Genomic DNA, 23,617 nt, shown 5'->3' with positions numbered 1-23,617 from the left:
CTCAGCGGTTGGCGTCGGAGTGGGTCATGGCGGTGTAGAACAGCCAGGACACCAACAGGATGATCAGGAAATACACCAGCGAGAAAGCCGCCGCCGGGCCCAGGTCGAATTGGCCTACAGCCATCTGGGTCAGCGTCTGACTCAGGAACGTGGTGGCGTTACCCGGCCCGCCGCCGGTGAGGACGAACGGCTCGGTGTAGATCATGAAACTGTCCATAAAGCGCAACATCACCGCGATCAGCAGCACGCTTTTCATCTTCGGCAACTGGATATGTCGGAACACCGCCCAGGGCGATGCGCGATCAATCCGCGCGGCCTGGTAGTACACGTCCGGAATCGCCCGTAGCCCTGAATAACAGAGCAGCGCCACCAGCGACGTCCAGTGCCATACGTCCATCACCAGCACCGTCACCCAGGCGTCCATAGTGTTGGCGGCGTAGTTGTAGCTGATGCCGAGGGCGTTGAGGCTATACCCCAGCAAACCGATATCGGCACGGCCGAAAATCTGCCAGATCGTGCCCACCACGTTCCACGGGATCAGCAGCGGAATGGCGAGGATGATCAGCACCAGCGACGACCAGCGCCCCTTGGTCGGCATGGTCAGGGCGATGGCGATGCCCAGCGGGATTTCGATCAGCAGCACGCAGGCCGAGTAGATGAACTGGCGCAGCAGCGAGTCATGCAAACGTGGGTCGAGCAGCACCTGCTTGTACCAATCGGCACCGACAAAGTAGCGGCTGGACTGGTCGAAGATGTCCTGCACCGAATAGTTGACCACGGTCATCATCGGAATCACCGCGCTGAATGCCACCAGCAGAAACACCGGCAACACCAGCCACCAGGCCTTGTTGTTCTGCACCTTGTTCATGGCTGCACCTCCAGCAGGTAATCGTCGGCGTACACCATCAGCCACTGCGCGGGAAAGCTGATGGAGGCCTGGCCTTCGGGCACCGGTTTGTCTTCGGCCAGGCGCACCTTGAGCAAGGCGCCATCCAGGTTGAGGGTAATGATCTTGTAGGTGCCAAGGTCTTCCAGGTGTGTGACATCGGCCTGCAGCGCGTCAGGGTTGTGCTCGTCCCACACGTGGATGAATTCCGGGCGGATGCCGACCTGCAATTTCTTGTAATCGGTGTTGGCAATGCGTTGCTGCAGGGCCTCGGACAACGGCAGATGGGTGCCGGCAAAGCGCACCCCGCCCGCCTCGGCCTGCACTTCGATCAGGTTCATCCCAGGGCTGCCGATGAAATAGCCGACAAAGGTGTGGCTCGGCCGTTCGAACAGATCCCGGGGCGTGCCGAATTGCACGATCTGCCCGCCGTACATCACTGCGATTTTGTCGGCGAAGGTCGAGGCCTCCAACTGGTCATGGGTGACGTAGACCATGGTGATGTTGAACTGCTCGTGTATCTGCTTGAGTTTGCGCCGCAGCTTCCACTTGAGGTGCGGGTCGATCACCGTCAGCGGCTCATCGAAGAGGATTGCCGACACGTCGTCACGCACCAGGCCACGGCCCATGGAGACTTTCTGTTTTTCGTCGGCGGTGAGGTTGCGCGCCTTTTTGCTCAGCAGGTTTTGCAGGTCGAGCACTTCGGCAATTTCCTGCACCTTGCTGTGAATTTTCGCCTCGGCCATGCCCTGGTTACGCAGCGGGAACGCCAAGTTGTCGAACACCGTCATGGTGTCGTACACCACCGGGAACTGGAACACCTGGGCGATGTTGCGTTTTTCCGGGGTGAGGTCGTTGACCACTTTGGTGTCGAACAACACCTGGCCTTCGGACGGGCTGAGCAGGCCGGAGATGATATTGAGCAAGGTCGACTTGCCGCAGCCCGACGGCCCAAGCAACGCGTAGGCGCCACCCTGCTCCCACACGTGGTTCATTTCCCGGATGGCGTAGTCCTCCGGACCACTCGGCGTAGGGCTGTAGCTATGCGCCAGGTTCTGCAAATGGATCTCGGCCATCAGGCAACCCTCGCGACACGGCGTCCGGGGGCTTGGACCAAACGGCCCTGACCATCGAACACAAACAGTTTATGGGTGGGGATATACACGCGGATCGGCGCATCGACGTCGTATTCGTGCACCCCCGGCAGGTGCAGCACCAACAGGAAATGCTCGCTGCGCACGTGCAGAAAGGTTTCCGAACCGCTGATCTCCGCGACTTCCACGGTGACCGCCAGCTCCAGGTCGTCATCGTTGCTCGGCACCAGGCTGATATGGCTGGGGCGTACGCCGAAACGGAACTCGCCTTCACCAATGGGACGCAGGTCGACGTTCAGCGGGAAGTGCACGAAATTGGCGAAGCTTACTTCGTTGCCACTGATACGCCCCGGCATCAGGTTGATCGGCGGCTCGGAAAACAGCTCGGCGGCCAGCACCGTCTGCGGCTGGTGATACACCTCGGCGGCCTTGCCGCTCTGGATCACCCGGCCTTCGTGCAGGATGGTGGTGGTGCCGCCCAGGGCCAGGGCTTCGTTGGGCTCGGTGGTGGCGTAGATGGCAATGGTGTGGCGCGCGGCGAACAGCTCGCGCATTTCCTGACGCAGTTCTTCGCGTAGTTTGTAGTCCAGGTTCACCAGCGGCTCATCGAACAGGATCAACTCGGCGTCCTTGACCAGCGCGCGGGCCATGGCCGTGCGTTGCTGCTGGCCGCCGGAGAGTTCCAGCGGGTGGCGCTGGAGGAATTTTTCGATGCGCAGCATTTTCGCGGTTTCCAGCACCTTGCTCTGGATCACCTCGTGGGACACACCGGCCTGGCGCAACGGCGAGGCGATGTTCTCGAACACGGTCATGGTCGGGTAGTTGATGAACTGCTGGTACACCATCGACACGTTGCGCAGGCGCACCGGTTTTTGCGTGACGTCCACGCCGTTCATCAGGATGCGACCGCTGTTGGGCTTGTCCAGGCCGGCCATCAGGCGCATCAGGCTGGTCTTGCCGGACAGGGTGCGACCGAGCAAGACGTTGAAGGAACCGGCTTCGAAACGCAGGGTGGCGTCGTCGATCCAGGTTTGGCCTTCGACAACGCGGGAGACATTTTCCAGGGTCAATGACATGACACGACCTTTTTTATTATTGGAATGAATCTGGCAATCCGCTAGAGCGAGTTTCGTGCCAGAACTGGCAGGTGCTTGATCCACAAGGAAATGGCGAGCATTCGATGTTCAGGAGTGAACAGAAATGAACAACCCTGGCTGAACAACTGAACACTCAGGGGGTTGACAATGAACAGTACTGAACAACACTAATTAGGCCCCCGCGCCTGCGGGGCCCCATAAAAACAATAAAAAGCAGAAGGTCGCCCATGGCCGAACCCTTGGCTCACGACACCCTTATCCAGGAATCCTGGCGCCGTTGCCGCGCCTTTGGCCTGGACCACCAGAGCACGCCAAGCTTCGACCAACTCCCCGCCGAGGGCATTAGCCAATTGCTGGAAAGCCAGCACTCGCTGGTGCAGACCACCCATCAGGAAGTGCTGCCCTACTACGAGAACATCCTCAGCAATTCCAATTGCCTGATCATGTTGGCCGACAACCAGGGCCAGGTACTGACCAGTTGGGGCACCCAGCGTTTTATCGAGCCCAAGCTGGCGCGCGGTTTCAACCCTGGCGCCAGTTGGATGGAGCGCTCCAGCGGCACCAATGCCATCGGCACCGCGCTGGCGTGTGCCCAGGCCGTGCATATCGAGCACGATGAACACTTCCTCAAGGCCAACCGTTTCATGACCGGCTCGGCGGCGCCGATCTTCGATGCCCAGCGCGAAATCATCGCGGTGCTGGATGTGTCCAGCGACAGCTACCTGCCACCCTCCCACACCCTGGGCATGGTCAAGATGATGAGCCAGACCGTGGAAAACCGGTTGATCCTCAACCTGTTTCGCGGCGAGCACTTCCAACTGACCTTCAACACTGGCCTGAGCAACCTCGACAGCCAGTGGGCCGGCCTGTTGATTTTTGATGAGAGCGGCCAGGTGCTGTCGGCCAACCGGCGTGCCGACAACTTGCTGGGTATCAGCCTGTCGCGGGTGATGATCGACAGTTTGTTCAAGGTGTCATTGCTGGAGCTGTTGAACCAGCCGGAAGGGCTGCCCTTCTCCCTGCAAGCCGCGGGACGCAACCGTTTCCAGTGCTTGCTGAGACGCCCCAAACAGACATCGGTGCAGGCGCGTGTGTTCACCGAGCCGACGCCACCGAAGCCCGCGCCGATTGGCCTCAAGACCTTGCATTTTGGCGATGTGCGCGTGGAAAAAGCCGTGCGCCAGGCCGAACGTTTACTGGAGAAGGACATTCCGCTGCTGATCCACGGCGAGACAGGCGTGGGTAAGGAAGTGTTCGTCAAAGCCCTGCACCAGGCCAGTTCGCGCAGCCAGAAGGCATTTATCGCGGTGAACTGTGCGGCGATTCCGGCTGAGCTGGTGGAATCGGAACTGTTCGGCTACGAAAAAGGCGCCTTTACCGGCGCGAATCAGAAAGGCAGCATGGGCCTGATCCGCAAGGCCGACAAGGGCACGCTGTTTCTCGATGAAATCGGCGATATGCCCCTGCCGACCCAGGCGCGTCTACTGCGGGTGCTACAGGAACGTTGCGTGCAGCCGGTGGGCAGCAGCGAGTTGTTCCCGGTGGATTTGCGCATCATCTCGGCCACCAACCGCGCATTGCGGGACTTGGTGCAGGCCGGACGTTTCCGTGAGGACTTGTACTACCGCATCGGCGGCCTGACCCTGGAACTGCCGCCATTGCGCGAACGCACCGACAAGCAGGCACTGTTCCAGCAACTGTGGCAGCAACACCGCGAGCCGACTCAATGGGCGGGCCTGAGCGCCGAAGTGCTGGCGCTGTTTGAGCAGCATCCGTGGCCGGGGAACCTGCGCCAGGTGAGCAGCGTGTTGCAGGTGGCGCTGGCCATGGCTGAAGAACAGCCGATCCGCGCAGAGCACCTGCCGGATGATTTCTTTGTGGACTTGAAGGTGGAGCCGCCGCCGCCCGCCAGTGAATACCTGGATGACAGCATCGACCTGAACCAGCGCTTGAAGGCGGCCGGCGGCAACATCTCCCACCTGGCGCGGGAGCTGGGGGTGAGCCGCAACACCTTGTACAAACGCCTGCGCCAGCACGAAAGCTAGCGCGGCTTGACCACCACCAGCAGGTCGGTGAAGTACTCCACCTGGATCGGCAGGTTGTCCGCCAGTGACGACAGCGCCGCCGCCGTGTCATCCAGCTTGAACACGCCGGACACCCGCAGGTTTTGCAGGGCCTGGGGATCGAAGCGCAGCATGCCGTGGCGGTAGCTGGCGAGGGTTTGCAGCACCTCGCTCAGGGGTTGGTCGTTGACCTTGAGCAGGCCACGGGTCCAGGCGTCCGGGTCGCTGTTGCCGATGGATTGCGGCGGCTGGGCGCGACCGTGGTCGAGGACCGAACGCTGGCCGGCGGTAACCTTCACACCGTCACTGGCATCACCTTGGACCGCGACGGTGGACTCGATCACCGTGACCACCGTGGTGCCGTCTGCCGCACGCTTGACCAGATAACGCGTGCCCAATGCCGTCGCCGTGCCCTGGTCGGTACGCACCACGAAGGGCCGTTGCGCATCCTTGGCCACGTCCACCCAGAGTTCGCCTTGCAGCAGTTCGATGACCCGTTGATGGCCGTCGAACTTCACGTCCACCGCCGAATTGCTGTTGAGCTGCAACTGGCTGCCGTCTTCGAGGGCGATCTGGCGGCGCTCGCCAACGCCGGTGCGTTGGTCGGCCATCCAGACTGGCAGATGTTGCAAGCCCAGCCAGCCGCACAAGACTACGCCAAGCAACCCCACCACCTGCGCACCGCGCGGACGTCGCGGGGCGAATGCGCGGTTCAGGGCCATGCGTGCGGGTTTGGCCGGCAGCGTATCGAGGCTGCCCCAGAGTGCACCCATGCGTTCGATGGCCACGGCGTGACGCGGGTCGGCCGACCGCCAGGTGTTGAACGCCTGGCGGTCGGCTTCGTTGACGTTTTCGTCGTGCAGGCGGGTCAGCCACTGCGCCGCTTGCTGGATGATTTGTTCGGAACTCATGCCAGCGAGTCTGCCGGGTGCAGGCTGTGGTAGCAGTGCACCAAGGCGCTGGAGATATAGTTTTTGACGGTGCTGGGGGACACGTCCAGACGTGTGGCGATTTCGCTGTAGGTCAGCCCGTCGAGGCGACTCAATAGAAACGCTTCACGCGCCTTGGCCGGCAACCCGGCGAGCATTTCGGCGATGCGCTCCAGGGCTTGCAGTGCCACATGAATGGCCGCCGGGTCGGGCATGCCGGCGTCTTCGCACTGGATCACCAGGGCTTCCATGTAGGCTTTTTCGATGCGACGGCGGCGGGCGCCGTCGATCAGCAACCGCCCTGCCGTGGTGGCCAGGAACGCGCGCGGCTCTTTGATCTGTTGGGGTTCGGCCAGCATCAAGACGCGAATGAAGGCGTCATGAGCAAGGTCGGCAGCATGTTGGGAACACCCGAGTTTCTTGCGCAGCCAGCCATGCAACCAACCGTGGTGCTCGCTGTACATCGCCGTGAGGGTCTGCTGCCGGACGGAATCGCCCAGCGCGGCCGGAATGTCATGCATGCGCAAAAAGATCTCAAATGGGAATAGTTGCCAATTGCGCAGACAATGCCAGTAAAACGGGGTTTGGGCAAGGGCTCAGCGCCAGCTCCAGGAGACGCCGGTGTAGACTCCACGGCCATCCGCCGGGGTGGAACGCGCGACATCCAGGCCTTTATCGTCATACCCCGGCGTGACGGTATTGGCGTAACGGCGGTTGGTGAGGTTGCGCAGGTCGACCCAGGCTTGCCAATCCTGCTGGGGGGCGTCGTAGCCGAAGGTGGCGCCGAGAAGGGTGTAGGACGCGGCGTAGTAGGAGTTGGCGTAGTCCACCGCCACTTTTGATGAATGCTCGGTGTTGAGGCTGGTGTAGAAACCGGTCGGATGGCTGTAGCGCACTTGCGCCTGATAGTAGTGCTTGGGGATGCCCGGCAAGGTGTTATCGCCGAAACGGTCGTCATCACGGTAATGGAAGTCGCTGAAGGTGTAGGCCTGGCGCAGGGTGAGCTGGCCGTTGCGACCGCCCTCCCACACCGGGCTCAGCAGGCTCAACTCCACGCCCTGGTGAATCGTCGGGCTGGCATTGTTTTCGGCGACGATGGCATTGCTGGTCGACGTCTGGGCCTGGGTTTCCACGGTGAGCAATTCGTGGCGCACTTCGGAGCGGTACAGCGCCAGGTCCCACTGGCCGAGCCATGCTTCACCACGGCCGCCGATTTCCAGGGTGGTGGCGGTCTGGTTTTTCAGGCTCACGCCTTCGCGCTGCAGGCCGGTGGCCGCTCCACTGCCTGCGGGGAAGTATTTGTTGGAACCCCAGATCATCGACCACGCATGCGGCGGCTCGACCGAACGGCTCAGGTTGCCGTACACCTGCAGTTGCGGGGTGAAGTCATACCGCAAGCCGACACGCGGCGCATAGTCCCAGTCATGTTGACTGAGCGGTGCCTGGCCTTCGGGATAAGTGACCTGGGTTTCGCGACGGGTGTAGATCGCCGCCAGGCCGGTGGTCAGCCACAGGTCCGGAACCAGTTCGAGGTCGTTGCCGATATGTAGCACGGTATCGGAGCCCAGGTAGCTGTAGTCACGGGTCTTGGTGCCCGGCGCGTAGCCAGCGGTGTTGCCGGCCGGCGTGCGCACGTATTCCGAGGCACCGTTGTTGGGCATCGCCTGGGTGGTGCGCAGGCCGACGGTGGTTTTGCTGTCGTGGCCGAACAGCGTGTCCTGGCGGATGTAATTGAGGGTGCTGCTGATATCGGTGTAGGCGACTTTCAGGCGATTGGTGCCTTCGCGCAGGTCCATCGGGTAGTCGTGGTACGCCAGGCCGACTTCGACCCGGGCATTGTCATCCAACTGCAAGGTGGTTTTGTTGGCGATCCAGGTGGAGCCCGGTTGCAGGCGCTTGGAATCGCGGGCGGCATTGAGGCTGTTGGCCGCGCGTGGGTCGTGGCTGATCTGGCTGCGCGTGAGTTTGCCAGGGGTGTCGTTGGTGGTTTCGCGGTAGCGGAAGTAGAAGCGGGTTTCCAGGTCCGGGTTGAACCGGTAGCCGAAGTTCGCCGCCACGCCCTTGCCGGTGGCGGCACTCTGCCGTTGGTAGCCGTCGGACTCGGAGTCGGTGAGGCTGATGTAGTAGTCGGCATCCCCCAGCACCTGGCCCGAGCTGATTTCGCGCTGGGCATAACCTTTGCTGCCGGCTTCATAGCGCAGTTGCAACTTGGGCGCGTCGTAGCCGGTGCGCGTCACGTAGTTGACCGCGCCACCGAGGGCCAAGGCGCCCTGGTCAAAGCCGTTGGCGCCACGCAACACCTCGACGCGGCTTTGCCACAACGGGTCTTTCAACTCATAAGGTGTGCCGCCGGGGCCGGTCAGCGGCAGGCCGTCGAACATTTCGTACAGGCCGGAGGCATGGGAGCCGGGGCTGCGGTTCAGGCCCGAGCCACGAATCGAGAGCTTCACCCCTTCGTTGTTCGCCGCCTTGGCGTACACCCCGGCCTGGTACTTGAATACGTCTTCGTTGGTGCTCACCCGCCCCTGCTGCACGCTGTCCATGTCGATGTAATTGGTGCCACCGGGCACGCTCTTGAGCTGCGCCTCGGCCACTTCACCGGCGCTGGCTTCGCTGCTGGTGACTTCGACCGGGGCCAATTGCAGGTCTTCGGCATGCACCAGTGAGCTTAACGTCAGGGCGGCAAAGAGCAACGGAGGGTGGCGCAACAGCATCGGGCAGGTCCTTGGAATTCGGGGGGCACGTGGTGGGAAGGCTGGGACGCCCGCCAGGTCACGCCTTATTAACGGACCAGACCCTTCCGACAACAGTGTCGGATCGGGATTATTTGCTAAGTCCGAAATCGAATTACCACATGCAAACTCAGTATTTAAAGAAATAACCGCCACGCATTACTGTGGAGTCACTGAGTCACCCACGCACCCCGAGATCGCCCCCATGCCAGTATCCGCCACCGTCATCGACTTCACTCTCCACCGTAAACGCCGCCAAGCGCGTGCAGCGGCCGAGTTGATGTGGGCGATGTACGCAGCGCGTGCCGGGCTGGCGGTGTTTACCGCTCAAGCCGCCCCGTCCAGCGATACCCGCCGGGCGTAAGGCCGATGAATTTCCTGCACGTGATTCCCGAACCACCTGAACCACTGCCCAAGCCCAGCACTGACGACGATGTGATCAGCCAGTGCGTCGCCCACAACCTGCAACGCTTGCGCAGTAAACGCCATTTGTCCCTGGATGGATTGGCGCGCGCCTGTGGCGTGAGCAGGGCGATGCTGGCGCAGATCGAATCCGGGCGTAGCGTGCCGTCGATCAAGGTGCTGTGCAAAATTGCCAAGGGCCTGAAGGTCTCGGTGGCGGCGTTTCTGGAGGACCGAGCATTTGAGGGGGTGGAGGTGCTGCCGGCGCAACAGAGCAAACGCCTGGTCAGTGCCGATGGAGCGTTTATCAGCCGAGCGTTGTTCCCCTACGATACGGCGCGCCAGTCAGAGTTCTACGAGATCCGCCTGCGTGCGCTGGGCGAGGAAATTTCCGAAGGCCACGGGCCCGGTATCCAGGAAAACCTGGTGGTGGCCCAAGGGGTGCTGGAGGTCAGTGTCAACGATGAGCGCTACCTCCTTGCTACCGGCGACTCGATCCTGTTCTACGCCGATCAGCCCCACCGCTACCGCAACCCGGCAGACAGCGAGGCGGTGGCCTTCCTGGTGATCACTTACCCAGAGCGCCTGGACTGAAATGCAAAACGCCCCGAATCATCGGGGCGTTTTTTAGTGCGCCTGACCTATCAGCAGGTGCAGCACATCATCGGCATGCCGTTGCAGCTCATCATCATCGGCATGGCGCAGTCGTTCATCATTTTGTTCATCAGCATGCAGCAGTTTTTCATCATGTCCATGCTCATGCCCGGCATTGGCATCATTTTGCAAATCATGCTGTCACCCATCAGGGTGCATTCCATCACGCACTTCATCATCGGCATTGGCATGCCCATCATCGGCATCATGTTCATGCCGGTCATCATGGCCATGGCATCGACCGACATGCACATCATCGACATGTTGGCGCACTGCATCATCATCGGCATGCCGCAGTTCATCATCATCGCCATCATTTCGGCGTTGGTCTTGAACTGAGCCATGTCCATGCCGGCGGCCGGCTTCATGGTGCACATCATGGCATCCGCGGCCATTTCGCATTTCAGGGTGGCCATCATCATCGGCATGCCCATCATCGGCATCATTGGCATGGCGGTGTTCATTGGCATCTGCATGGCATTCATCATCTTCGAAACTCCGTAATCGACAGGAAATGAGCAAGTTCTGGCGCCGATTCTAAAGACGGTGAACGGCGGCGCAAGACGGCGGCAGAGCAGCAGGAATGGGTGTTTGAAGGGAAGCTTAGTTGAAGGAAACAGCTGCAACGGATGTAAAGGCGACGATTTCGACACTATTGCAACGTCAATGACTGTTGTATTCCTACATTTGACGCTATGGATATTCTGTAAAGGAATAGCGACCAATCTTAAGGAAATAAACGTTCTAACGGATTGGGAAGAAGTAACAAATCGACACCTCATGACCTGGGAAGCTAAAACCTAGCCTCCCGACAACGTCATCTAAATCCAGCGTTTAGTTACACTGCACGCTGACATTACTCGCGCTGAACTGTGACCACCCACCTCGCGTAGAGTGAATCACTTGATTTTGGATTCCTGGATGCGCGGTTGCCTGGGTGCTAACACTTTGACCTCCAGGGCTGTTTTCTGTAGTAAATCTGAAGCTGATATGACAAGTATGGGGCTTATCGTCGGTATTGGTCGCGAATACATCCAATCCGGACTGGTCTTGGCGAACCGCTGTAGAAAACTGCGCATGGGCCAAGGTTGAAAACAACACTGCAAGTGCGCCTATCAGTAATTTCTTCATTGGAAACGTCTCCGTTCATTGATCGAAATACTGTGAAAGCCAAACTGCAGCACAGTACGTTCAACTGTAGCTGGTTCGTAGACGCTGTCGCGCCCTCGCAAAATCCTCAACTATCGAAAATTTTCAGCGCCTGCATCAGTTCTTCCGCCTCTGATCCCGGAACAAACCGGAATCCATACATCTCATCAGTGCTGAGGATTTCTCCCAGTACCTCCAGCAATTGCACCTCAGTCGGGGAATCACGCAGTAACTTGTGCGCGGGCAGTAGCAAATCGGACGAAACGCCTTGAACACTCGCCGTATCGATCACGGCAAACAGGATAAAGCGCAAACGAATTTCTCTTTCAGTAGGCCAAACCGTTTTTCGCTTACCCATGGTAAAGGCCTCACATTTCAGAAAAATCCGAGGCTATTGATGACAGAGGGGTGTTTCAAGCATTGGGCGGCAAGATAGGCCGATTCCTACGCGGGAAAGGGAAACACCGCACCTTTTATGCTGATGCTGCGCCGTTTATTGCACCGGCAGGAAGTTCATCAGCAACAAACTCTGCGCATAGTTCAAACCGATACGCCGGTAGCGTTCATCGAGCATCTGGGTCAACAGGTCGAGGCGCGCGACGATCTTGCCGAACTCCACCGCAAAACTGAGGTTGCTGCCCTCCTCCGATATCTCGTTGGAAAACAGCAGCAGCACGCCATTCGCATCCTGGCGCTTGCTCAGCAACCAGGTGGCCTTCTCGATATTGCGCGCGGCATTGCTGACGAACTGCGGGTTGATCGAATCGGTGATATAGAACTCGGTGCGTCCACCGTGAGCGGTCACGATCATGCTGCCAATGGCATAGATGAAGGCGCCGACTCGGTCGCCCTTGAAGTCCGGCCCCAAGGAATAACTCAGCGCCGCCAGGTCACGACGCTCCCCAAGGGCCGGTAGCGCGCGACGTTGCTCGATGGCCTGGCGAATCTCCCGCGCCGCCGTCACCGCGTCCGGGTACCCCGACTGCCGCCACTGGCTGGGATTACGCAGATAGAGCTTGTTCATCAGCAAATACAGGCTTTGCAGGTTGTCGCACATGCCCAGCGTCGCCATGCGATCGACACTGGTCTGGAAGAACTCATCGGGCTTGCCATTGCTGAACTGCTTGGCGATATCCCGGCCCTGTTGCTGGCTGCAACCGGCGGCACAGAGCATCAGCAAGGCTGCCAGCAGCAAGGGCTGGCGAATCCGTCGAAGGTTGAAACAAGGAAACGTGCGATCCATCGGCACCCGATCTGGCTCATCTGCCCACGCGGGGGATCGGCGGGGCTGGGACAAGGATAGAGCGGAGAAATCCAGAAAAGTGCAGTGGCCCCAGGCAGATAGTTGTAACCAGAGACCGCTGGGCCGATGAATCCGCTCAAACGTGAAGAATTTTTTCCACGCTCTATACTGATTGCAACAGTTGCGTGTGTTGTTGGCGATCCAGGGTGGAATTTCAACCTTTGAACGGCCTGGCGCGTTTGTCTACATCGCCCACGGCATACTCACCAGCAGCTGTATATGAGGGTGACGGCAATGAAACATCCAATTCGTGCACAAATGGTTGTTCAAGTAATTTGCCTGCTTTCGGTAGCCCAGCTTTTTTGCTGAGCTGCGTTTCACGGCGTTAAAACCCAGCCGCCGTTGCGGCGGTGGAAGGTATTGCCAACGACAACCCCACCTCTGGCCCGACAAGTGATTGCCGGGCCAGACCGTGCAGCTACAACAAGACAGTGGCCAGCATGCCCAAGGCGCCCAGGCAAAACCCGATCAATGCGCCTCGTCCGGGAAACGCCTGGAACAGCCCCCAGATCACGACCGGCTCCAGCAGCAATAACGAAGTGACGGAAACCACCGTGACCACCCAGATATCACCCACCGCCCGATAACCCAGCCAATACGCCCCCAACAGACAAAGCCCCGCAAAGCACATCACCACTACCGGCATGATAAAGGCTTGCCATGAGCCGTCGCCGGCCTGGGCCAACCTGGCGGTTACCACCTCACTGTAGATTGCACAAAACTCACCAACGATCATCAAGCCTAGAGCAGAAACTCCGAGTAATTCTTTGGACATATCAAAAACTCCTTCGTATTCAACGCACTGTTTTTCAACTCCCAGCGGGCAATGCCACTGCCGAGGGTTTCGTCGCAGAGATACGAAGCAGCCTTGAACAGGCCTGAATTGCCGAAGTGCTTTTGCATGCTCATGTCCTTATATTGGGGGTGAGTCTCGGCGCCTCGATAAGACGCTGGCTCCGATCATACGGTTGGCCGGCGGTTTTGAACACTCGGGGCACAATTGGCATGAACGGCATTAAAAATTTGCAATCCCCCTAGCCGCCTTACGTGATGATCGGGCTATGATCGGCCATCTGAACCGGACGCCCTATGCCCCATGCCCGTTGACCTGCAAGCCCTTTATCCCAAACTGATCCACCTGATGCTGGATACGGTCTTCGTCGTCGACAGCGATAACCAGATTGTCTTCGTAAGTGATGCCTGCGAGGCACTGCTCGGTTACCGCGCCCACGAGCTCACCGGCACCCTGATCACCGACTACATGCACCCTGAAGACCTGGCGCGCACCCGCGCCTCTATTGTGCGGGTCATGAATGGCCAACCCCATGTCGACTTCCGCAATCGTTACCTGCGCAAGGACGGCAGCGTCGTGCACATCCTGTGGGCGGCCTTCTGGTCCAAGGACGTCGGTGCGCGGATCGGTGTCGCGCGCGACGTCACGGCGCTCACCCAGGCCGAGGAAGAACTACGGTTCCTTGCTCATCATGATCCGCTGACGGCCCTTACCAATCGCTCGCTGTTCAATGAGCGGCTGGACCAGGCCCTGCACGCTGCGCGGCGTCACAACCACACGCTCGCGTTGCTGTTTCTGGACATCAATGACTTCAAGGGCATCAACGATGTCCACGGGCATGCCATGGGCGATCGTGTCCTTTGCGTGATCGCCCGACGACTGGAGCGCTGCGTACGCGAGGGCGACCTGGTGGCGCGGATGGGCGGGGATGAATTCACGGTGCTGATCACGGACATTCAGTCGCAGGATGCGGTGGCCGGGAAAGTGGCGCAGATACTGGCGGTCATGGCTGAGCCGTTGGGCGCTGAGTTTGGCGGGGTGAAGATGCCGTCTTGCAGCGTCGGCGTGGCGTTTTACCCGGGGGATGGGGAAGATGCGGATACGCTGCTGAGTCATGCGGATGGGGAGATGTATCGGGTGAAAAGGTTGCGCTGCAACTGACCGACACCAAGCAAATGCCCCGACAGGTCGGGGCATTTTCAAGTCTTACGCGACTCACCAGAGCTTCTTGGACCAAGAAGCACTCGCGGTGGGTCTGCCTGTATTATTTGGCTTGGCGCAGCACAAGCTCAGACAGACGGGTCTTAACCCGGAAGCAGAACTCACGAATTTGAAATTGATAGGCGGGCATGACCATATAGTTCAAATCAGGACCCAATGAGTCTTTGATTTCCATGTATTTAGCGGTCTTGGCAGCAATGGCTTGGTATTCCGCCTCGTATTTAACGTAAGACGGCTTGTTGTAAACCTTCAAAACATCCAGCTCTTTACGGCATTGCTCAGCACGACTGGTTTCAGACTCTGGCTGAGCGGCCTCTGGAGAGGTATGGGCTGGAGCGTCGGCAACAGGGGCAGCCTCATACCGCACGGTGTAATTGGCAGACGACGCAGGTGCGACTTCAGGTGGTACTTCATGGACGACGGCAGGGGGCGGAGTCACTTCAGTTTGTTCTGGAGTTTTCGTAGCGCATCCCGCGAGGGCAAGTCCTACCACTACAACGATGCCACACATTTTATCCATCGGTTTCACCAAGAAGTAATTATGGTTGGCTGAGTCGTAAGGTTCTGGGTAAAAGCAATAGCTCACTCAATGTTCGAGTGTAAATTTCTACCAGACTCAAGGCGCTCAGCCTCTCTTCCTTGAGCGCACAGACGGGTAATAGTAGTAAAAAAACAAAGAGATGACGAGAAAAAGCTCGATCGCAGAGCAGATGATAGGGGCCATGCAAGACATGCATCCGCCAAGCCCTTCAAATAGGCAAAATGTCGGAGCACCTATGCTGAAGGTCCTCAATAGCAACGGCCCGGAATGGGGCCGTTGTGATGTTGGCCATTAAGACTTGACCCAATCCAAGTCTACCGCCCCCTGAATACCGTCAACCTGGCCCTTGCTGCTGTGCTGCCACCACTCCCAGCTTTTGCCCTTGGCGCTCCAGGTTTCAGGTACCGTGGGCTGAGCCACCTCCCAATGGGCAATCCACAGCGGACACTCACTGAAGTCGTACTTACGCCAGGCCACGCGGTTACTCCAGATGCTGGGAGAGGCGTAAATATGCGGGTATGCCCCCTCCAGCAGCGAAACCCTGACCAGCGTCACCAACTGAAACAGGGCATCGGCCATCTGATCCGGGCTGGCACCTTCGTTGCGATTGGTCTCGACATCAATCACCAGCCTATCCCGCCCGGCTTTGAACGCCACCTCGGCCAGACGCCCCTTGATGTTGTTCAACTGCTCGCACGGCGTACTGCTCAAGGCACGGAAATAATGATAGACCCCGGCTTTCAAACCGTTAGCCTGCATGCCTTGGAAGTTCGTGACAAATTTTGGATCGGTGTAGTCCCCACCCTCCGTCATTTTGGCGATTGCATGGGTGATGCCCGCCTTCGCAACGCGGCTCCAGTCAATATCGCCCTGCCAGCGCGACACATCGATGCCCCGCGCATTTTCGTTTTTTATCGGTTCGTTGCAATTCATCTGTGCGTTCCTGCCATGGATGTCGGGTCGATTCTTTCATCGACTTACATCGGCAATGCACTATGGGGATACCGCACCCGGTGATAACGAAATGACAGGCAAAAAAAATCCCGCAAAGCCTCTGGCTCGCGGGATTTCTTTATCTGTTTGGCGGGAAACCAGGCCGCCAAAAGGCTTTTCATTTGAACATCCTATGCTGACTCAGGCTGCGCCAGGAAGGCTCAACGGTCTGAAATAGATAGGGCTGAAACCGATATTCGGTTGCGAACACGGTTTCATATTCAGTCATGGCGTCCGGGCAAATCGCGTCAGAAACGGGGGTACAGACTGGGGTATCGTATGGAATTGGGGTATGGCGGAGAGGATATCAGTAATTTCACACGCTTCACCGCACCAGACTTTGTTGGAAATGACCGCTTTTACCCAATTAGACAGGAGGTGCGCTGACTGCCCCACTCTTACATTCAACTTGGCCTCATATGCCATAGCAACCTGGACTTTAAACGACTTGGGGTAAGAGCTTCGTTGGCGCATTTAAGGGCTATCGCGTCCGCTTAAAAATAGACGGACACCGTCGCCCTTAATTTGGGAGGTCGGTAGGTGTGTTCACCGTTCGCTTACGACCAGAGGGCAAGCTGTGTTGGCTAGACGCTTACCTGTTATCAGCGTCGGGTCTCGATTTTGTAGAAATTACTTTCAACCTGAATCCGACGACGATCCGAAATAGGCGCACTCTGGATCTGGCTTGTGAGCCGAACGAAGTATCTACACTCATTTTTATCGCCGAGCGCTTTGATGGCTGAAGTTGAACGGACGAAATCGTCGTAGCCTCGTGAGGTCTTAGCCATCAGATCGTCGTACCCTGGTAAAGCCAACGCATCGGGCTGGCGCGAAGCAGGCCAGGCCGGCTCAAAGGTTAGGTTGTCGTCTTTGAGGAAGACGGTCAGAAACATCTCCGGCTTGCCGGCGCTATCAACCCAGCAAGGCGGCAGATCACCACCCTTGCCCCGATTCAGCTTGTTATTGAGGAATTGTAACTGCCCCTTTAGGTCGCTGTTTGCCTTCTGCAATGTAACTGGGTTGAGCCCCGACTTTTCCGCCGCGGCGTAAGCCGTAGCGTCCTTCACCATCTTTTGAACTTGTTCAGTCGAGGGCGTAGAGCCAGTTTTCAAGGCGTCTCTGACCACTGCTTCTGTTGCACTTAGCTCTTCAACCCGCTTCACGACATCGGTCGCTTTCACATCCTTTGACGGATCAGTGACCAACTTCTTGAGTTGCTCGTAGGACATGAGCGTCTCGAGCACGAGGCGCTTGGCGTCTTCCCCTTTATCCTTACTTCCACTTTCTTCCAACGCTTTATCGATCGGAGCAAGTGCGGCAAGGTGTTCGTCCTTCTGGGTCAGCAGAACCTTCAGACGCTCCGACTCATCTCTAGCTTTGGAGGCATCGATGAGCTTGGCAATGACCTCGTCAGGGTTCTTGACACCGAGATGCTTGAGTTTCACCTTGAGGGCAACAGTAGCCTCATCAATTGCTTTCTCACGATCACTCAAGTCGTTTAGGCCGACAACCTTCTGCTCGAGCGAGTTCTTCTCGTTTGTCAGCTTCCACACCTGCCATCCGGTCAAGAGGAGCAGGATGAACGCAAGCACCATCCAGATTTCGGTGATCGACAGGTTGAACACTTGGTCATTCTTTTGACTCATTAAGCAGGTCTCACGTCAGGAGACGGCTGCACCAAATGCGGCGTAACGAAGGCATCTACCTCATCAGGCATGACGTATTCGCTGGCAACTGGCTGATGAACACCAATTTCTTTGATGTGATCAATCTTGCGAACTAGCTCATCGAGGTGCATGTGAACAGCTTCAAGTGAGACATTCCCTTGAACGACCTGCGATGCCAGCATTCTATGGGTTTCGTTACTCGAGGCGATCGACTGGATCAACGGGGTTAAGGTGGTCTTGATCGACTCCGAGAACGCTTCGTTAGCTCTCTGGCTGATTTCACCGACGACTCGGAAGGCTTCGGTGATGTCGTTGCTCAAGGAAGCCTTTGAGTCGTCTGTTTCTATGTACTGATGGAGGGCCTGTATCCGGTCGACAACCTTCTCAACCACCTCTCGGTTTGATTTTATTTCCTCCTGGTAATCCTTTTGATAGTCATCCAAGGTATCGAGGAACTCCTTCTGTACCCGCTCCACGCTTTGTATCATCGTGGTGCCGTGGCTGCTCATCGCATCCATCAAACGCTGCTGGCTGTCGACGATGCCACTGACGGCTTGCAGGGTTTCTTCCAGGGTTTGAGTCTTCGTGTTTAGGCCGCGAATGGCGGTACCTACTGTGCGAGCAGCCGTCTTAACGTCGTCTGCAAGAGTGGAAATACTTTCGTTAACCCCAACGGTCGTCTGTGAAAGCGCGTCAATAGAGGGTTGGAGCTTGCTGGCGAAGAGGTCGTCAGGAAAGAGTGTTTGCTCCAGACGTCTGGTCGCCAAGTTACCGAAGTCCAGAGCGTGAGATTCCATGCGTTCAAGAGTATTTTCGCTCTTGTCAGCCAACCCATTAATTGTCACGAGCAGACCATCACTGGCCGATTTAGCATCTTTGAGCATGGAGTCAAACGTTTCGTTGCTACGCTGGGTTGCATTGGCGAAGTAGGTATCCATGGCAGCGATGCTGTGTTTTTGGATTTCTTCGATTTGCTCTCTGGCGCCGGCCGTAGTTTCTTTTGAGATCGCGACCACCTCATCGCGAAAGCGAGTGAGCTTTTCGCGCGTTTCATCGAACATGAACGCAAGCTGCTCAGACGCGCTGATGGCACGCTCCTCTACGCTACGCACCGCGTCCTCCTGATCGGGACGGAATCCAACGTGCAATGTACGAGCCACCATGCCGATAGCGGTACTTACCATAGCGGCGCCAAATCGCGTCGCCATGTTGGTCAGGTTGTCGCCGATACTCTGGATGTCGAAAAGGCAGATGATGATGCTAACGACAGTGAACAAGAAACCGAGGTAATAGATCGAATCGGCAAACTTCGCGAGGGTCAATTTGACGTCGTAGAGCGCGCGTACGCGGTACCCCAAGGCCCAATAAGCAAGCATCACGGTGATTGGGATGATGAAGCCAAACCACATGGCGTCGTTGAGCTTCAGGCTGAAGCCAGCGCTCACCACCTTGAGCGCCAAAGCAATCACAAACCAGGTCTGGACGCGGTAGATGGGCGCACTGTGATTCTTCATTACAGCCCCTCCATGGGGTTAACACTTTCAAGACTGGCGCCATTGGCCGAGAAGTACTGAGCCCAGAACTCCGACCGCTTCAGGAAGGGAGTGGCGTTGGGTTCGGCGGTCATCATGTTGATCGTCACCAAAACATCTGCCAATGAAGGAGCGATCGCCTTCTGGTAATAGCTCGTCTTGGCGAAATCTTTGTAGTTGAGCTGCGCATTCCGATACATGGAGAAGTCACCGGTATTAGCAGCCATGTCTGAGAAAATAATCAGGCGCTTTTCGCCCTTGGCATTCTGATGATTGAACCCATTGAGGCTAGCCAACTGCAGCATTTCGAAGATTGGAGACGTCTTACCTCGAGAATCCAGAGGGATTCTGTTTACAACCGCCTCGAGAGGCTTCAAGAATTTCTCATTGAAATCCTTGTCCACAAACTTCTTGGTCTTGGTCAAGCCTTCGCCCTCGACCCATTGGCCTGGGTTGCATTTCTCAAACACTGGATCGCCGTTATGTTTGTAGTCCTCTCCCAGCAGAAAGACTGTGAGCATGGCTCCGGCCGGGAGGTCTCTAACTACAATATCCTTGAGTCGCTGTTTAAGTGCTGCCTTCTGCGTAAAGGGGAACGGCGACGTGTTGTCGATCAGCACCACGAACTCACCCTTCGCCCCACTGGAGGGACATAAGGTGACCTTATCAAACGTATCCTGAGTGCTGCTCTTCCACAGGAGAAAGCCAGCACCAACGATAAGGGCTAAGGCTGCCAAAACACTACCAGCAACGAGTGCCGGCGAGGTACTGCTTTTTTTTCGGCGATAAACAGACATCTGTCAGTCCTACATAAGGCTCTCAAGGGGCTTCAGCTGGTCGAATTTCGCAGTAAAGGACGACTGGATCTGGGATCGAGTAGGCTGAACGATGTCCCGAATCTGGCGAAGCATTTGCTCTTGGTTACGCAAGCGTTTTTCGTCGCTTTCGAGGCCGAAATCTGGGAAGTCCTGATCGCTAAGCTCGACTGGATCATTGAAATAGTCAGGCCGTGGTTTGTCTGCGGGCCTTGCTAGTTGATTCTCATAGCGATATGCCTGGATCAAAGCTTTGATAGTGTTATCCGCGAGCACTAGATGTTCCGTCACTTTCTTCTTGGCGACGGATTTTTCGCCCATGCTGGATTTGAAATATCGGATAGATTCCTCGGCTTTCTGGGCTTTGAGCTCAAGCTTGCTGATCGTGGTCTGTTTCTCGTCTTCGAGCTTCTCCTTCAGCACTTCGATGAGTTCGATGACGTTGCCACTCGCCTCTGTGTACGCACCATAGACCTTCTCATACCCTGGATAGCGGTCTTGCCAAGTGTAGCCATGGTGCATCGCAACCAAACCGAAGATCACCGTGATGGCGCAGAGTGCAACGCCCTCAATGTCGGTGAAAGGAGAGATGTGGGCAACAAGGTTCTGCCACACGAGAGCAAGCTGGTTGGCACCGTCATCATCGACTTGAGGTAGGACAAATCGGAGGTATGCCACTACGATGCCAGCACAAGCAGTCCACGCAAGACCAAAGAGCCCTGCAAACCATCCTGCGGTCTTGCGCGTTCTACTGACGTGATTTTTGTTGATCAGCGCCCTACCGCAGAAGAAGGCCACCACAAGGTTCAGACCTGCGGCCATGAGTGCCATCATCAAGCCGCCGAGGAAACCACCTGCTAAGCCTTGGGCGAAGAAGTTGGCGTTGATGACTGACTCGACCGCGCAAAACATGACCAGCACGCAAGATTTGACAATATGATCTCCGAAACCGTGCATTTTCGGTGGAGTGTCTGGCAGGCGATTGTCTGTCCGAAACTGCTCAAGAATTACCTTCCGAGCTTTAGCAATTCTGATCGACTCTTGAAGCTCGCCATCTGCGCCTGAAAGAATCGCATCTGCTTTACGAGCGAATTCGTCCCCAAGCTGGATGGTATGATTGAACTCCTTTGTGAGATCAATCCCATCGAGCCGGGCCTGGATTTGAGTGAGCCATCGCTCACCGGTTTTGAGCGTGGCTGCGCGCAGCTTACCCACGGTCCCCTGAATCTGATGCTCAGTTTCAGTCAGCCGCGAGTCTCTGAAATCAGGAACGCCCTTCTCGCCATGCGCGCGCGCCGTCTCGATAACTTTGAGATCTGCTTTGATCTTGTTCGAGTCGATTATAGGAAAGCTCGCCTCATGCTCGTCTTCGACACGCTTACCGGTGCCCGACAGGAAGCTTCTGATCGCTTGCCAAACCCTTTTCAGAAAAGACATTTCAAAATATCCATAACTCGTGATTGCCAACGAATCCTTGTTGCACCCAGTCAGAAACAGGGAGCCTGTAGGTCCGTAGTCGGGGATGGGGAAGCTCAATTCGTATCAGCATGAGGTGATTGCACGGCCTGATGGATCGGGGAACTCTGGTTTGTGAGGGCATCGCCCACCCTTTATCCGCGCAGGCACCCGAGGGGTAGAGAATGTGCCCATGAACGGTAGGGAATTCCTGGCATGCTAGCGGAAAAGAAAGTGCTATCAAAGTGCCATTTAAATACTTATTGAAGATCAGTGCGAAAAGTTAGTGATGCACAATTTGCATAGAGTGTTGTGGTCAACTGAAACCGCCACCCCGCTAGCCCTCGTGCCATTGGGTACTGTTCTCTGCAAAAAAGCGCTCGAACGCTTCGGAGTTAAGGACCGCTGGGCCGAAAAACCCGAGGAGGCTCACTGAAAACCATCGCCCAAAGCATGAGCCACCTTGATAGATGGCCCAGTCACGAAAACAGCGGCGAAACGCATACGGAGATAGCCCACGCGATACATGTAGGCATTCGAGGCCCTAGAGCTCGGGACCTTGGCACAATCTGCGCGTGGTATCACCCAATTCCGATCAAGCTCGCGCAATGCTTCCGGCACATCGACTGGAGCGTGTAACACTGGCACAACATGCTTGCGCCCAGATTTGGTATTTACAGCAGGTATCGTCCACAATTTCTGCTCCCAACAACGTCCCACGGTTCAAGGCCGACTTGATCAAGTACCTGCACAACTGCGTCAGCTATGACCTGAAGGATGGCAGCCTAGGCCGAAGCGCCTTCAATCGAAGCGACAATGTGTGGGACCTGCTGGCCAACCCAACCCTGCCCGCTTCAGCACCGTAATCCGCGAAGGTACGGTAGATGTCGGGACGTGCCTGGGCACCAAGCTTGATTCCATAGTTTTTCGAAAGGTGAAGAATTAGGTTATGCGTTAGGCGTCGCTGCGTTGTCAGTGGGTAATTTCAAGGTTTTTGCTTAACTCAGGCGAGTCTAACCCGTAGCCCATTATGGTTTGGAGGGATTGATCCTGATGATCGGTGTGTGTTTTTTCTGCTCCCTCACCAACGCTTCACCGCGGACAATCTTGATGTAGTCGCGAATTGCCAGATACGCATAGAGGCCACCGCAAGGAATTGTCACCACGGACAACCACATAAAGCGGCGCGGAAACTCAAATGGACCTGTCAGCAGTAACGGCGAAGCCGCCAGGAACGCTGTGAGGAAGTAAACCAGCAACCACCACACCTTGCGCCATAATCTAGAGAAACGTTTGATGTATTTGTCTTTGTATTGCACCCGTTGTAATTTGTGATCAATTTCGACATACGCCCGTGAGAGCGCGTAATCTTTCAGCGCTTTATCCGGCGAAGCCAACGTAAGCAAATACTCAACATCTTCCGGTTTGATATTTGCGGTGCCAGCGATCGCATACAAACCCCGCTCGATGGCCAAAGGATGAAGTTTATCTGCCCCTTCTGCGCTATATAAATCTTTGAGAAATTCCTTTGCAAAACGGTACTCCTCACGGCGTCGAGTCTGTCCACCCAGGGAGAATTCGTAAATTATTTTTGCCGCAGTAAATATAGCGCCAACCGCAAAAACAATTTTTATAATAGTGCCGATATCCATGCTGCTTCCTATTGCATCTTAACTTGGGGGCAGTCCGCCCATACTCCGCAACGATGAAGCGACCCTACAACGGCTGCAACAACGATAACCTCGACGGACGAGTAAACTTGGTCCCGCCCAATTTCGCCTCTCCGCAAGCCCTGGTTGGTGCCCTCCCCTGCGGAAGCCATAAGTCCCACACCTCATTCATCTCATTGAAGTCAGCCATGTGTGCTCTCGCCACGATCTCAAGAAGGTCGAAATGTTGTTCGGTCACCAAAAGCGAATCCTGAAAGTGGATCAATTGCGACTACACGGAATAACCGGTGCAAACGACGAGTCCACCTTGGCAGGTTGCGGTATAGAATCTAAGGTGGCTGGCGAAACTGATCTCACAAGGGCCGCCGTCCACTGGATAGGTAGGCCCGGAATCAGCAAAAAACCTCAAATCAACCCACTGAAGAGGCTGCAAAGATCTATGCAGAACTAAAAAACCACGCAAGGTGGTCAACAGGTTCCGAAATGAGGATCTACCTCGTCTTCTTCCAGCCCGAAATTCTAACTTTTCAACAGGCCCAGCCGATAGTTGCTACTGGCAACCAACCGCTTTGGACAGCAGTGCAAACCTACCGTCGGTATGCCCCTTGCTCAGCGAGAAAC

General features: G+C 56.8%; 22 protein-coding genes. 4 read left to right on the top strand and 18 right to left on the bottom strand.

The features are described 5' to 3' along the window. Position 1: 1 nt before the first annotated feature. From ACP7BX_RS15410 to ACP7BX_RS15400, 3 genes are read right to left on the bottom strand one after another with little or no spacing between them, the layout of a single operon-like run. Positions 2-868: a carbohydrate ABC transporter permease gene (locus tag ACP7BX_RS15410; RefSeq protein ID WP_010209674.1), complete on the bottom strand. Its 867-nt coding sequence runs from the start codon at positions 866-868 to the stop codon at positions 2-4. Continuing rightward, positions 865-1,962 (bottom strand): ABC transporter ATP-binding protein, encoded by a 1,098-nt coding sequence (locus ACP7BX_RS15405; protein ID WP_426160742.1) that lies wholly within the window; start codon positions 1,960-1,962, stop codon positions 865-867. Before ACP7BX_RS15405 ends, ACP7BX_RS15410 begins: the two co-directional genes overlap by 4 nt. Further along, a complete protein-coding gene (locus ACP7BX_RS15400; RefSeq protein ID WP_033896779.1) occupies positions 1,962-3,056 on the bottom strand; it encodes an ABC transporter ATP-binding protein in 1,095 nt (364 codons plus the stop codon). Before ACP7BX_RS15400 ends, ACP7BX_RS15405 begins: the two co-directional genes overlap by 1 nt. A gap of 248 nt (positions 3,057-3,304) precedes the next feature. Here ACP7BX_RS15400 and ACP7BX_RS15395 point away from each other — a divergent pair, with 248 nt between their 5' ends. After that, positions 3,305-5,122, top strand: coding sequence for a sigma-54-dependent Fis family transcriptional regulator (locus ACP7BX_RS15395; protein WP_426160741.1), 1,818 nt, complete (start codon positions 3,305-3,307; stop codon positions 5,120-5,122). Here ACP7BX_RS15395 and ACP7BX_RS15390 read toward each other — a convergent pair. The 3 genes from ACP7BX_RS15390 to ACP7BX_RS15380 form a co-directional block, all read right to left on the bottom strand. Further along, positions 5,119-6,051, bottom strand: a complete 933-nt coding sequence (locus ACP7BX_RS15390; protein ID WP_426160740.1) for a FecR family protein — start codon at positions 6,049-6,051, stop codon at positions 5,119-5,121. The genes ACP7BX_RS15395 and ACP7BX_RS15390 overlap by 4 nt on opposite strands. Then, positions 6,048-6,590 carry a sigma-70 family RNA polymerase sigma factor gene (locus ACP7BX_RS15385; RefSeq protein ID WP_016977314.1) on the bottom strand — a complete coding sequence of 181 codons (543 nt, stop codon included), beginning with the start codon at positions 6,588-6,590 and terminating at the stop codon, positions 6,048-6,050. The genes ACP7BX_RS15390 and ACP7BX_RS15385 overlap by 4 nt, the downstream gene beginning before the upstream one ends. Before the next feature lie 75 nt (positions 6,591-6,665). Next, positions 6,666-8,783, bottom strand: a complete 2,118-nt coding sequence (locus ACP7BX_RS15380; RefSeq protein ID WP_426161274.1) for a TonB-dependent receptor family protein — start codon at positions 8,781-8,783, stop codon at positions 6,666-6,668. A gap of 223 nt (positions 8,784-9,006) precedes the next feature. Here ACP7BX_RS15380 and ACP7BX_RS15375 point away from each other — a divergent pair, with 223 nt between their 5' ends. Further along, positions 9,007-9,165, top strand: coding sequence for a hypothetical protein (locus ACP7BX_RS15375; RefSeq protein WP_177111786.1), 159 nt, complete (start codon positions 9,007-9,009; stop codon positions 9,163-9,165). Positions 9,166-9,170: 5 nt separating this feature from the next. Continuing rightward, positions 9,171-9,797, top strand: a complete 627-nt coding sequence (locus tag ACP7BX_RS15370; RefSeq protein WP_426161275.1) for a helix-turn-helix domain-containing protein — start codon at positions 9,171-9,173, stop codon at positions 9,795-9,797. Positions 9,798-9,847: 50 nt separating this feature from the next. Here the strand turns inward: ACP7BX_RS15370 and ACP7BX_RS15365 are convergent, their stop codons facing one another. The 5 genes from ACP7BX_RS15365 to ACP7BX_RS15345 all read right to left on the bottom strand — a co-directional run bounded on the left by ACP7BX_RS15365 (position 9,848) and on the right by ACP7BX_RS15345 (position 13,212). Beyond that, positions 9,848-10,345 carry a hypothetical protein gene (locus tag ACP7BX_RS15365; protein ID WP_426161305.1) on the bottom strand — a complete coding sequence of 166 codons (498 nt, stop codon included), beginning with the start codon at positions 10,343-10,345 and terminating at the stop codon, positions 9,848-9,850. Positions 10,346-11,094: 749 nt separating this feature from the next. Continuing rightward, a complete protein-coding gene (locus ACP7BX_RS15360) occupies positions 11,095-11,364 on the bottom strand; it encodes a hypothetical protein (protein WP_426161276.1) in 270 nt (89 codons plus the stop codon). Positions 11,365-11,499: 135 nt separating this feature from the next. Then, positions 11,500-12,249 carry a hypothetical protein gene (locus ACP7BX_RS15355; RefSeq protein WP_426161277.1) on the bottom strand — a complete coding sequence of 250 codons (750 nt, stop codon included), beginning with the start codon at positions 12,247-12,249 and terminating at the stop codon, positions 11,500-11,502. 478 nt (positions 12,250-12,727) lie between these two features. Continuing rightward, complete coding sequence (locus ACP7BX_RS15350) at positions 12,728-13,045, bottom strand: hypothetical protein (RefSeq protein ID WP_426161306.1); 318 nt, start codon at positions 13,043-13,045, stop codon at positions 12,728-12,730. A 5-nt stretch (positions 13,046-13,050) separates the two neighbouring features. Further along, positions 13,051-13,212 (bottom strand): hypothetical protein, encoded by a 162-nt coding sequence (locus ACP7BX_RS15345; RefSeq protein ID WP_016977319.1) that lies wholly within the window; start codon positions 13,210-13,212, stop codon positions 13,051-13,053. Positions 13,213-13,405: 193 nt separating this feature from the next. On the opposite strand from ACP7BX_RS15345, the gene ACP7BX_RS15340 reads away from it, so the two are divergent. After that, complete coding sequence (locus ACP7BX_RS15340; protein ID WP_426161278.1) at positions 13,406-14,263, top strand: diguanylate cyclase domain-containing protein; 858 nt, start codon at positions 13,406-13,408, stop codon at positions 14,261-14,263. 103 nt (positions 14,264-14,366) lie between these two features. Here the strand turns inward: ACP7BX_RS15340 and ACP7BX_RS15335 are convergent, their stop codons facing one another. The 7 genes from ACP7BX_RS15335 to ACP7BX_RS15305 all read right to left on the bottom strand — a co-directional run bounded on the left by ACP7BX_RS15335 (position 14,367) and on the right by ACP7BX_RS15305 (position 22,978). Further along, on the bottom strand, positions 14,367-14,843 hold the full coding sequence (locus tag ACP7BX_RS15335) for a hypothetical protein (protein ID WP_256733705.1): 477 nt from the start codon (positions 14,841-14,843) through the stop codon (positions 14,367-14,369). A 312-nt stretch (positions 14,844-15,155) separates the two neighbouring features. Next, positions 15,156-15,797 (bottom strand): glycoside hydrolase family 25 protein, encoded by a 642-nt coding sequence (locus tag ACP7BX_RS15330; protein ID WP_426161279.1) that lies wholly within the window; start codon positions 15,795-15,797, stop codon positions 15,156-15,158. Positions 15,798-16,459: 662 nt separating this feature from the next. Further along, a complete protein-coding gene (locus ACP7BX_RS15325) occupies positions 16,460-17,482 on the bottom strand; it encodes a hypothetical protein (protein ID WP_426161280.1) in 1,023 nt (340 codons plus the stop codon). Between the two features lie 20 nt (positions 17,483-17,502). Continuing rightward, positions 17,503-19,038, bottom strand: a complete 1,536-nt coding sequence (locus tag ACP7BX_RS15320; RefSeq protein WP_426161281.1) for a hypothetical protein — start codon at positions 19,036-19,038, stop codon at positions 17,503-17,505. Continuing rightward, a complete protein-coding gene (locus ACP7BX_RS15315) occupies positions 19,038-19,853 on the bottom strand; it encodes a hypothetical protein (RefSeq protein ID WP_426161282.1) in 816 nt (271 codons plus the stop codon). The genes ACP7BX_RS15320 and ACP7BX_RS15315 overlap by 1 nt, the downstream gene beginning before the upstream one ends. A 9-nt stretch (positions 19,854-19,862) precedes the next feature. Then, complete coding sequence (locus tag ACP7BX_RS15310; RefSeq protein ID WP_426161283.1) at positions 19,863-21,308, bottom strand: hypothetical protein; 1,446 nt, start codon at positions 21,306-21,308, stop codon at positions 19,863-19,865. A gap of 1,046 nt (positions 21,309-22,354) precedes the next feature. Next, on the bottom strand, positions 22,355-22,978 hold the full coding sequence (locus ACP7BX_RS15305) for a hypothetical protein (RefSeq protein ID WP_426161284.1): 624 nt from the start codon (positions 22,976-22,978) through the stop codon (positions 22,355-22,357). Positions 22,979-23,617 lie beyond the last annotated feature (639 nt).

This window comes from Pseudomonas sp. DWP3-1-3b3 (assembly GCF_049896305.1).
GTDB classification, from domain to species: domain Bacteria; phylum Pseudomonadota; class Gammaproteobacteria; order Pseudomonadales; family Pseudomonadaceae; genus Aquipseudomonas; species Aquipseudomonas azotoformans_A.
The sequence above is the reverse complement of the archived record's forward strand: the minus strand, read 5'-3'. Positions and strand labels throughout refer to the sequence as shown.

Bases quoted from the DNA above. Each gene is read 5' to 3' on its own strand.
- ACP7BX_RS15410 (WP_010209674.1), bottom strand. From the start codon at position 868: ATGAACAAGGTGCAGAACAACAAGGCCTGGTGGCTGGTGTTGCCGGTG.
- ACP7BX_RS15405 (WP_426160742.1), bottom strand. From the start codon at position 1,962: ATGGCCGAGATCCATTTGCAGAACCTGGCGCATAGCTACAGCCCTACG.
- ACP7BX_RS15400 (WP_033896779.1), bottom strand. From the start codon at position 3,056: ATGTCATTGACCCTGGAAAATGTCTCCCGCGTTGTCGAAGGCCAAACC.
- ACP7BX_RS15395 (WP_426160741.1), top strand. From the start codon at position 3,305: ATGGCCGAACCCTTGGCTCACGACACCCTTATCCAGGAATCCTGGCGC.
- ACP7BX_RS15390 (WP_426160740.1), bottom strand. From the start codon at position 6,051: ATGAGTTCCGAACAAATCATCCAGCAAGCGGCGCAGTGGCTGACCCGC.
- ACP7BX_RS15385 (WP_016977314.1), bottom strand. From the start codon at position 6,590: ATGCATGACATTCCGGCCGCGCTGGGCGATTCCGTCCGGCAGCAGACC.
- ACP7BX_RS15380 (WP_426161274.1), bottom strand. From the start codon at position 8,783: ATGCTGTTGCGCCACCCTCCGTTGCTCTTTGCCGCCCTGACGTTAAGC.
- ACP7BX_RS15375 (WP_177111786.1), top strand. From the start codon at position 9,007: ATGCCAGTATCCGCCACCGTCATCGACTTCACTCTCCACCGTAAACGC.
- ACP7BX_RS15370 (WP_426161275.1), top strand. From the start codon at position 9,171: ATGAATTTCCTGCACGTGATTCCCGAACCACCTGAACCACTGCCCAAG.
- ACP7BX_RS15365 (WP_426161305.1), bottom strand. From the start codon at position 10,345: ATGATGAATGCCATGCAGATGCCAATGAACACCGCCATGCCAATGATG.
- ACP7BX_RS15360 (WP_426161276.1), bottom strand. From the start codon at position 11,364: ATGGGTAAGCGAAAAACGGTTTGGCCTACTGAAAGAGAAATTCGTTTG.
- ACP7BX_RS15355 (WP_426161277.1), bottom strand. From the start codon at position 12,249: ATGGATCGCACGTTTCCTTGTTTCAACCTTCGACGGATTCGCCAGCCC.
- ACP7BX_RS15350 (WP_426161306.1), bottom strand. From the start codon at position 13,045: ATGATCGTTGGTGAGTTTTGTGCAATCTACAGTGAGGTGGTAACCGCC.
- ACP7BX_RS15345 (WP_016977319.1), bottom strand. From the start codon at position 13,212: ATGCAAAAGCACTTCGGCAATTCAGGCCTGTTCAAGGCTGCTTCGTAT.
- ACP7BX_RS15340 (WP_426161278.1), top strand. From the start codon at position 13,406: ATGCCCGTTGACCTGCAAGCCCTTTATCCCAAACTGATCCACCTGATG.
- ACP7BX_RS15335 (WP_256733705.1), bottom strand. From the start codon at position 14,843: ATGGATAAAATGTGTGGCATCGTTGTAGTGGTAGGACTTGCCCTCGCG.
- ACP7BX_RS15330 (WP_426161279.1), bottom strand. From the start codon at position 15,797: ATGAATTGCAACGAACCGATAAAAAACGAAAATGCGCGGGGCATCGAT.
- ACP7BX_RS15320 (WP_426161281.1), bottom strand. From the start codon at position 19,038: ATGAAGAATCACAGTGCGCCCATCTACCGCGTCCAGACCTGGTTTGTG.
- ACP7BX_RS15315 (WP_426161282.1), bottom strand. From the start codon at position 19,853: ATGTCTGTTTATCGCCGAAAAAAAAGCAGTACCTCGCCGGCACTCGTT.
- ACP7BX_RS15310 (WP_426161283.1), bottom strand. From the start codon at position 21,308: ATGTCTTTTCTGAAAAGGGTTTGGCAAGCGATCAGAAGCTTCCTGTCG.
- ACP7BX_RS15305 (WP_426161284.1), bottom strand. From the start codon at position 22,978: ATGGATATCGGCACTATTATAAAAATTGTTTTTGCGGTTGGCGCTATA.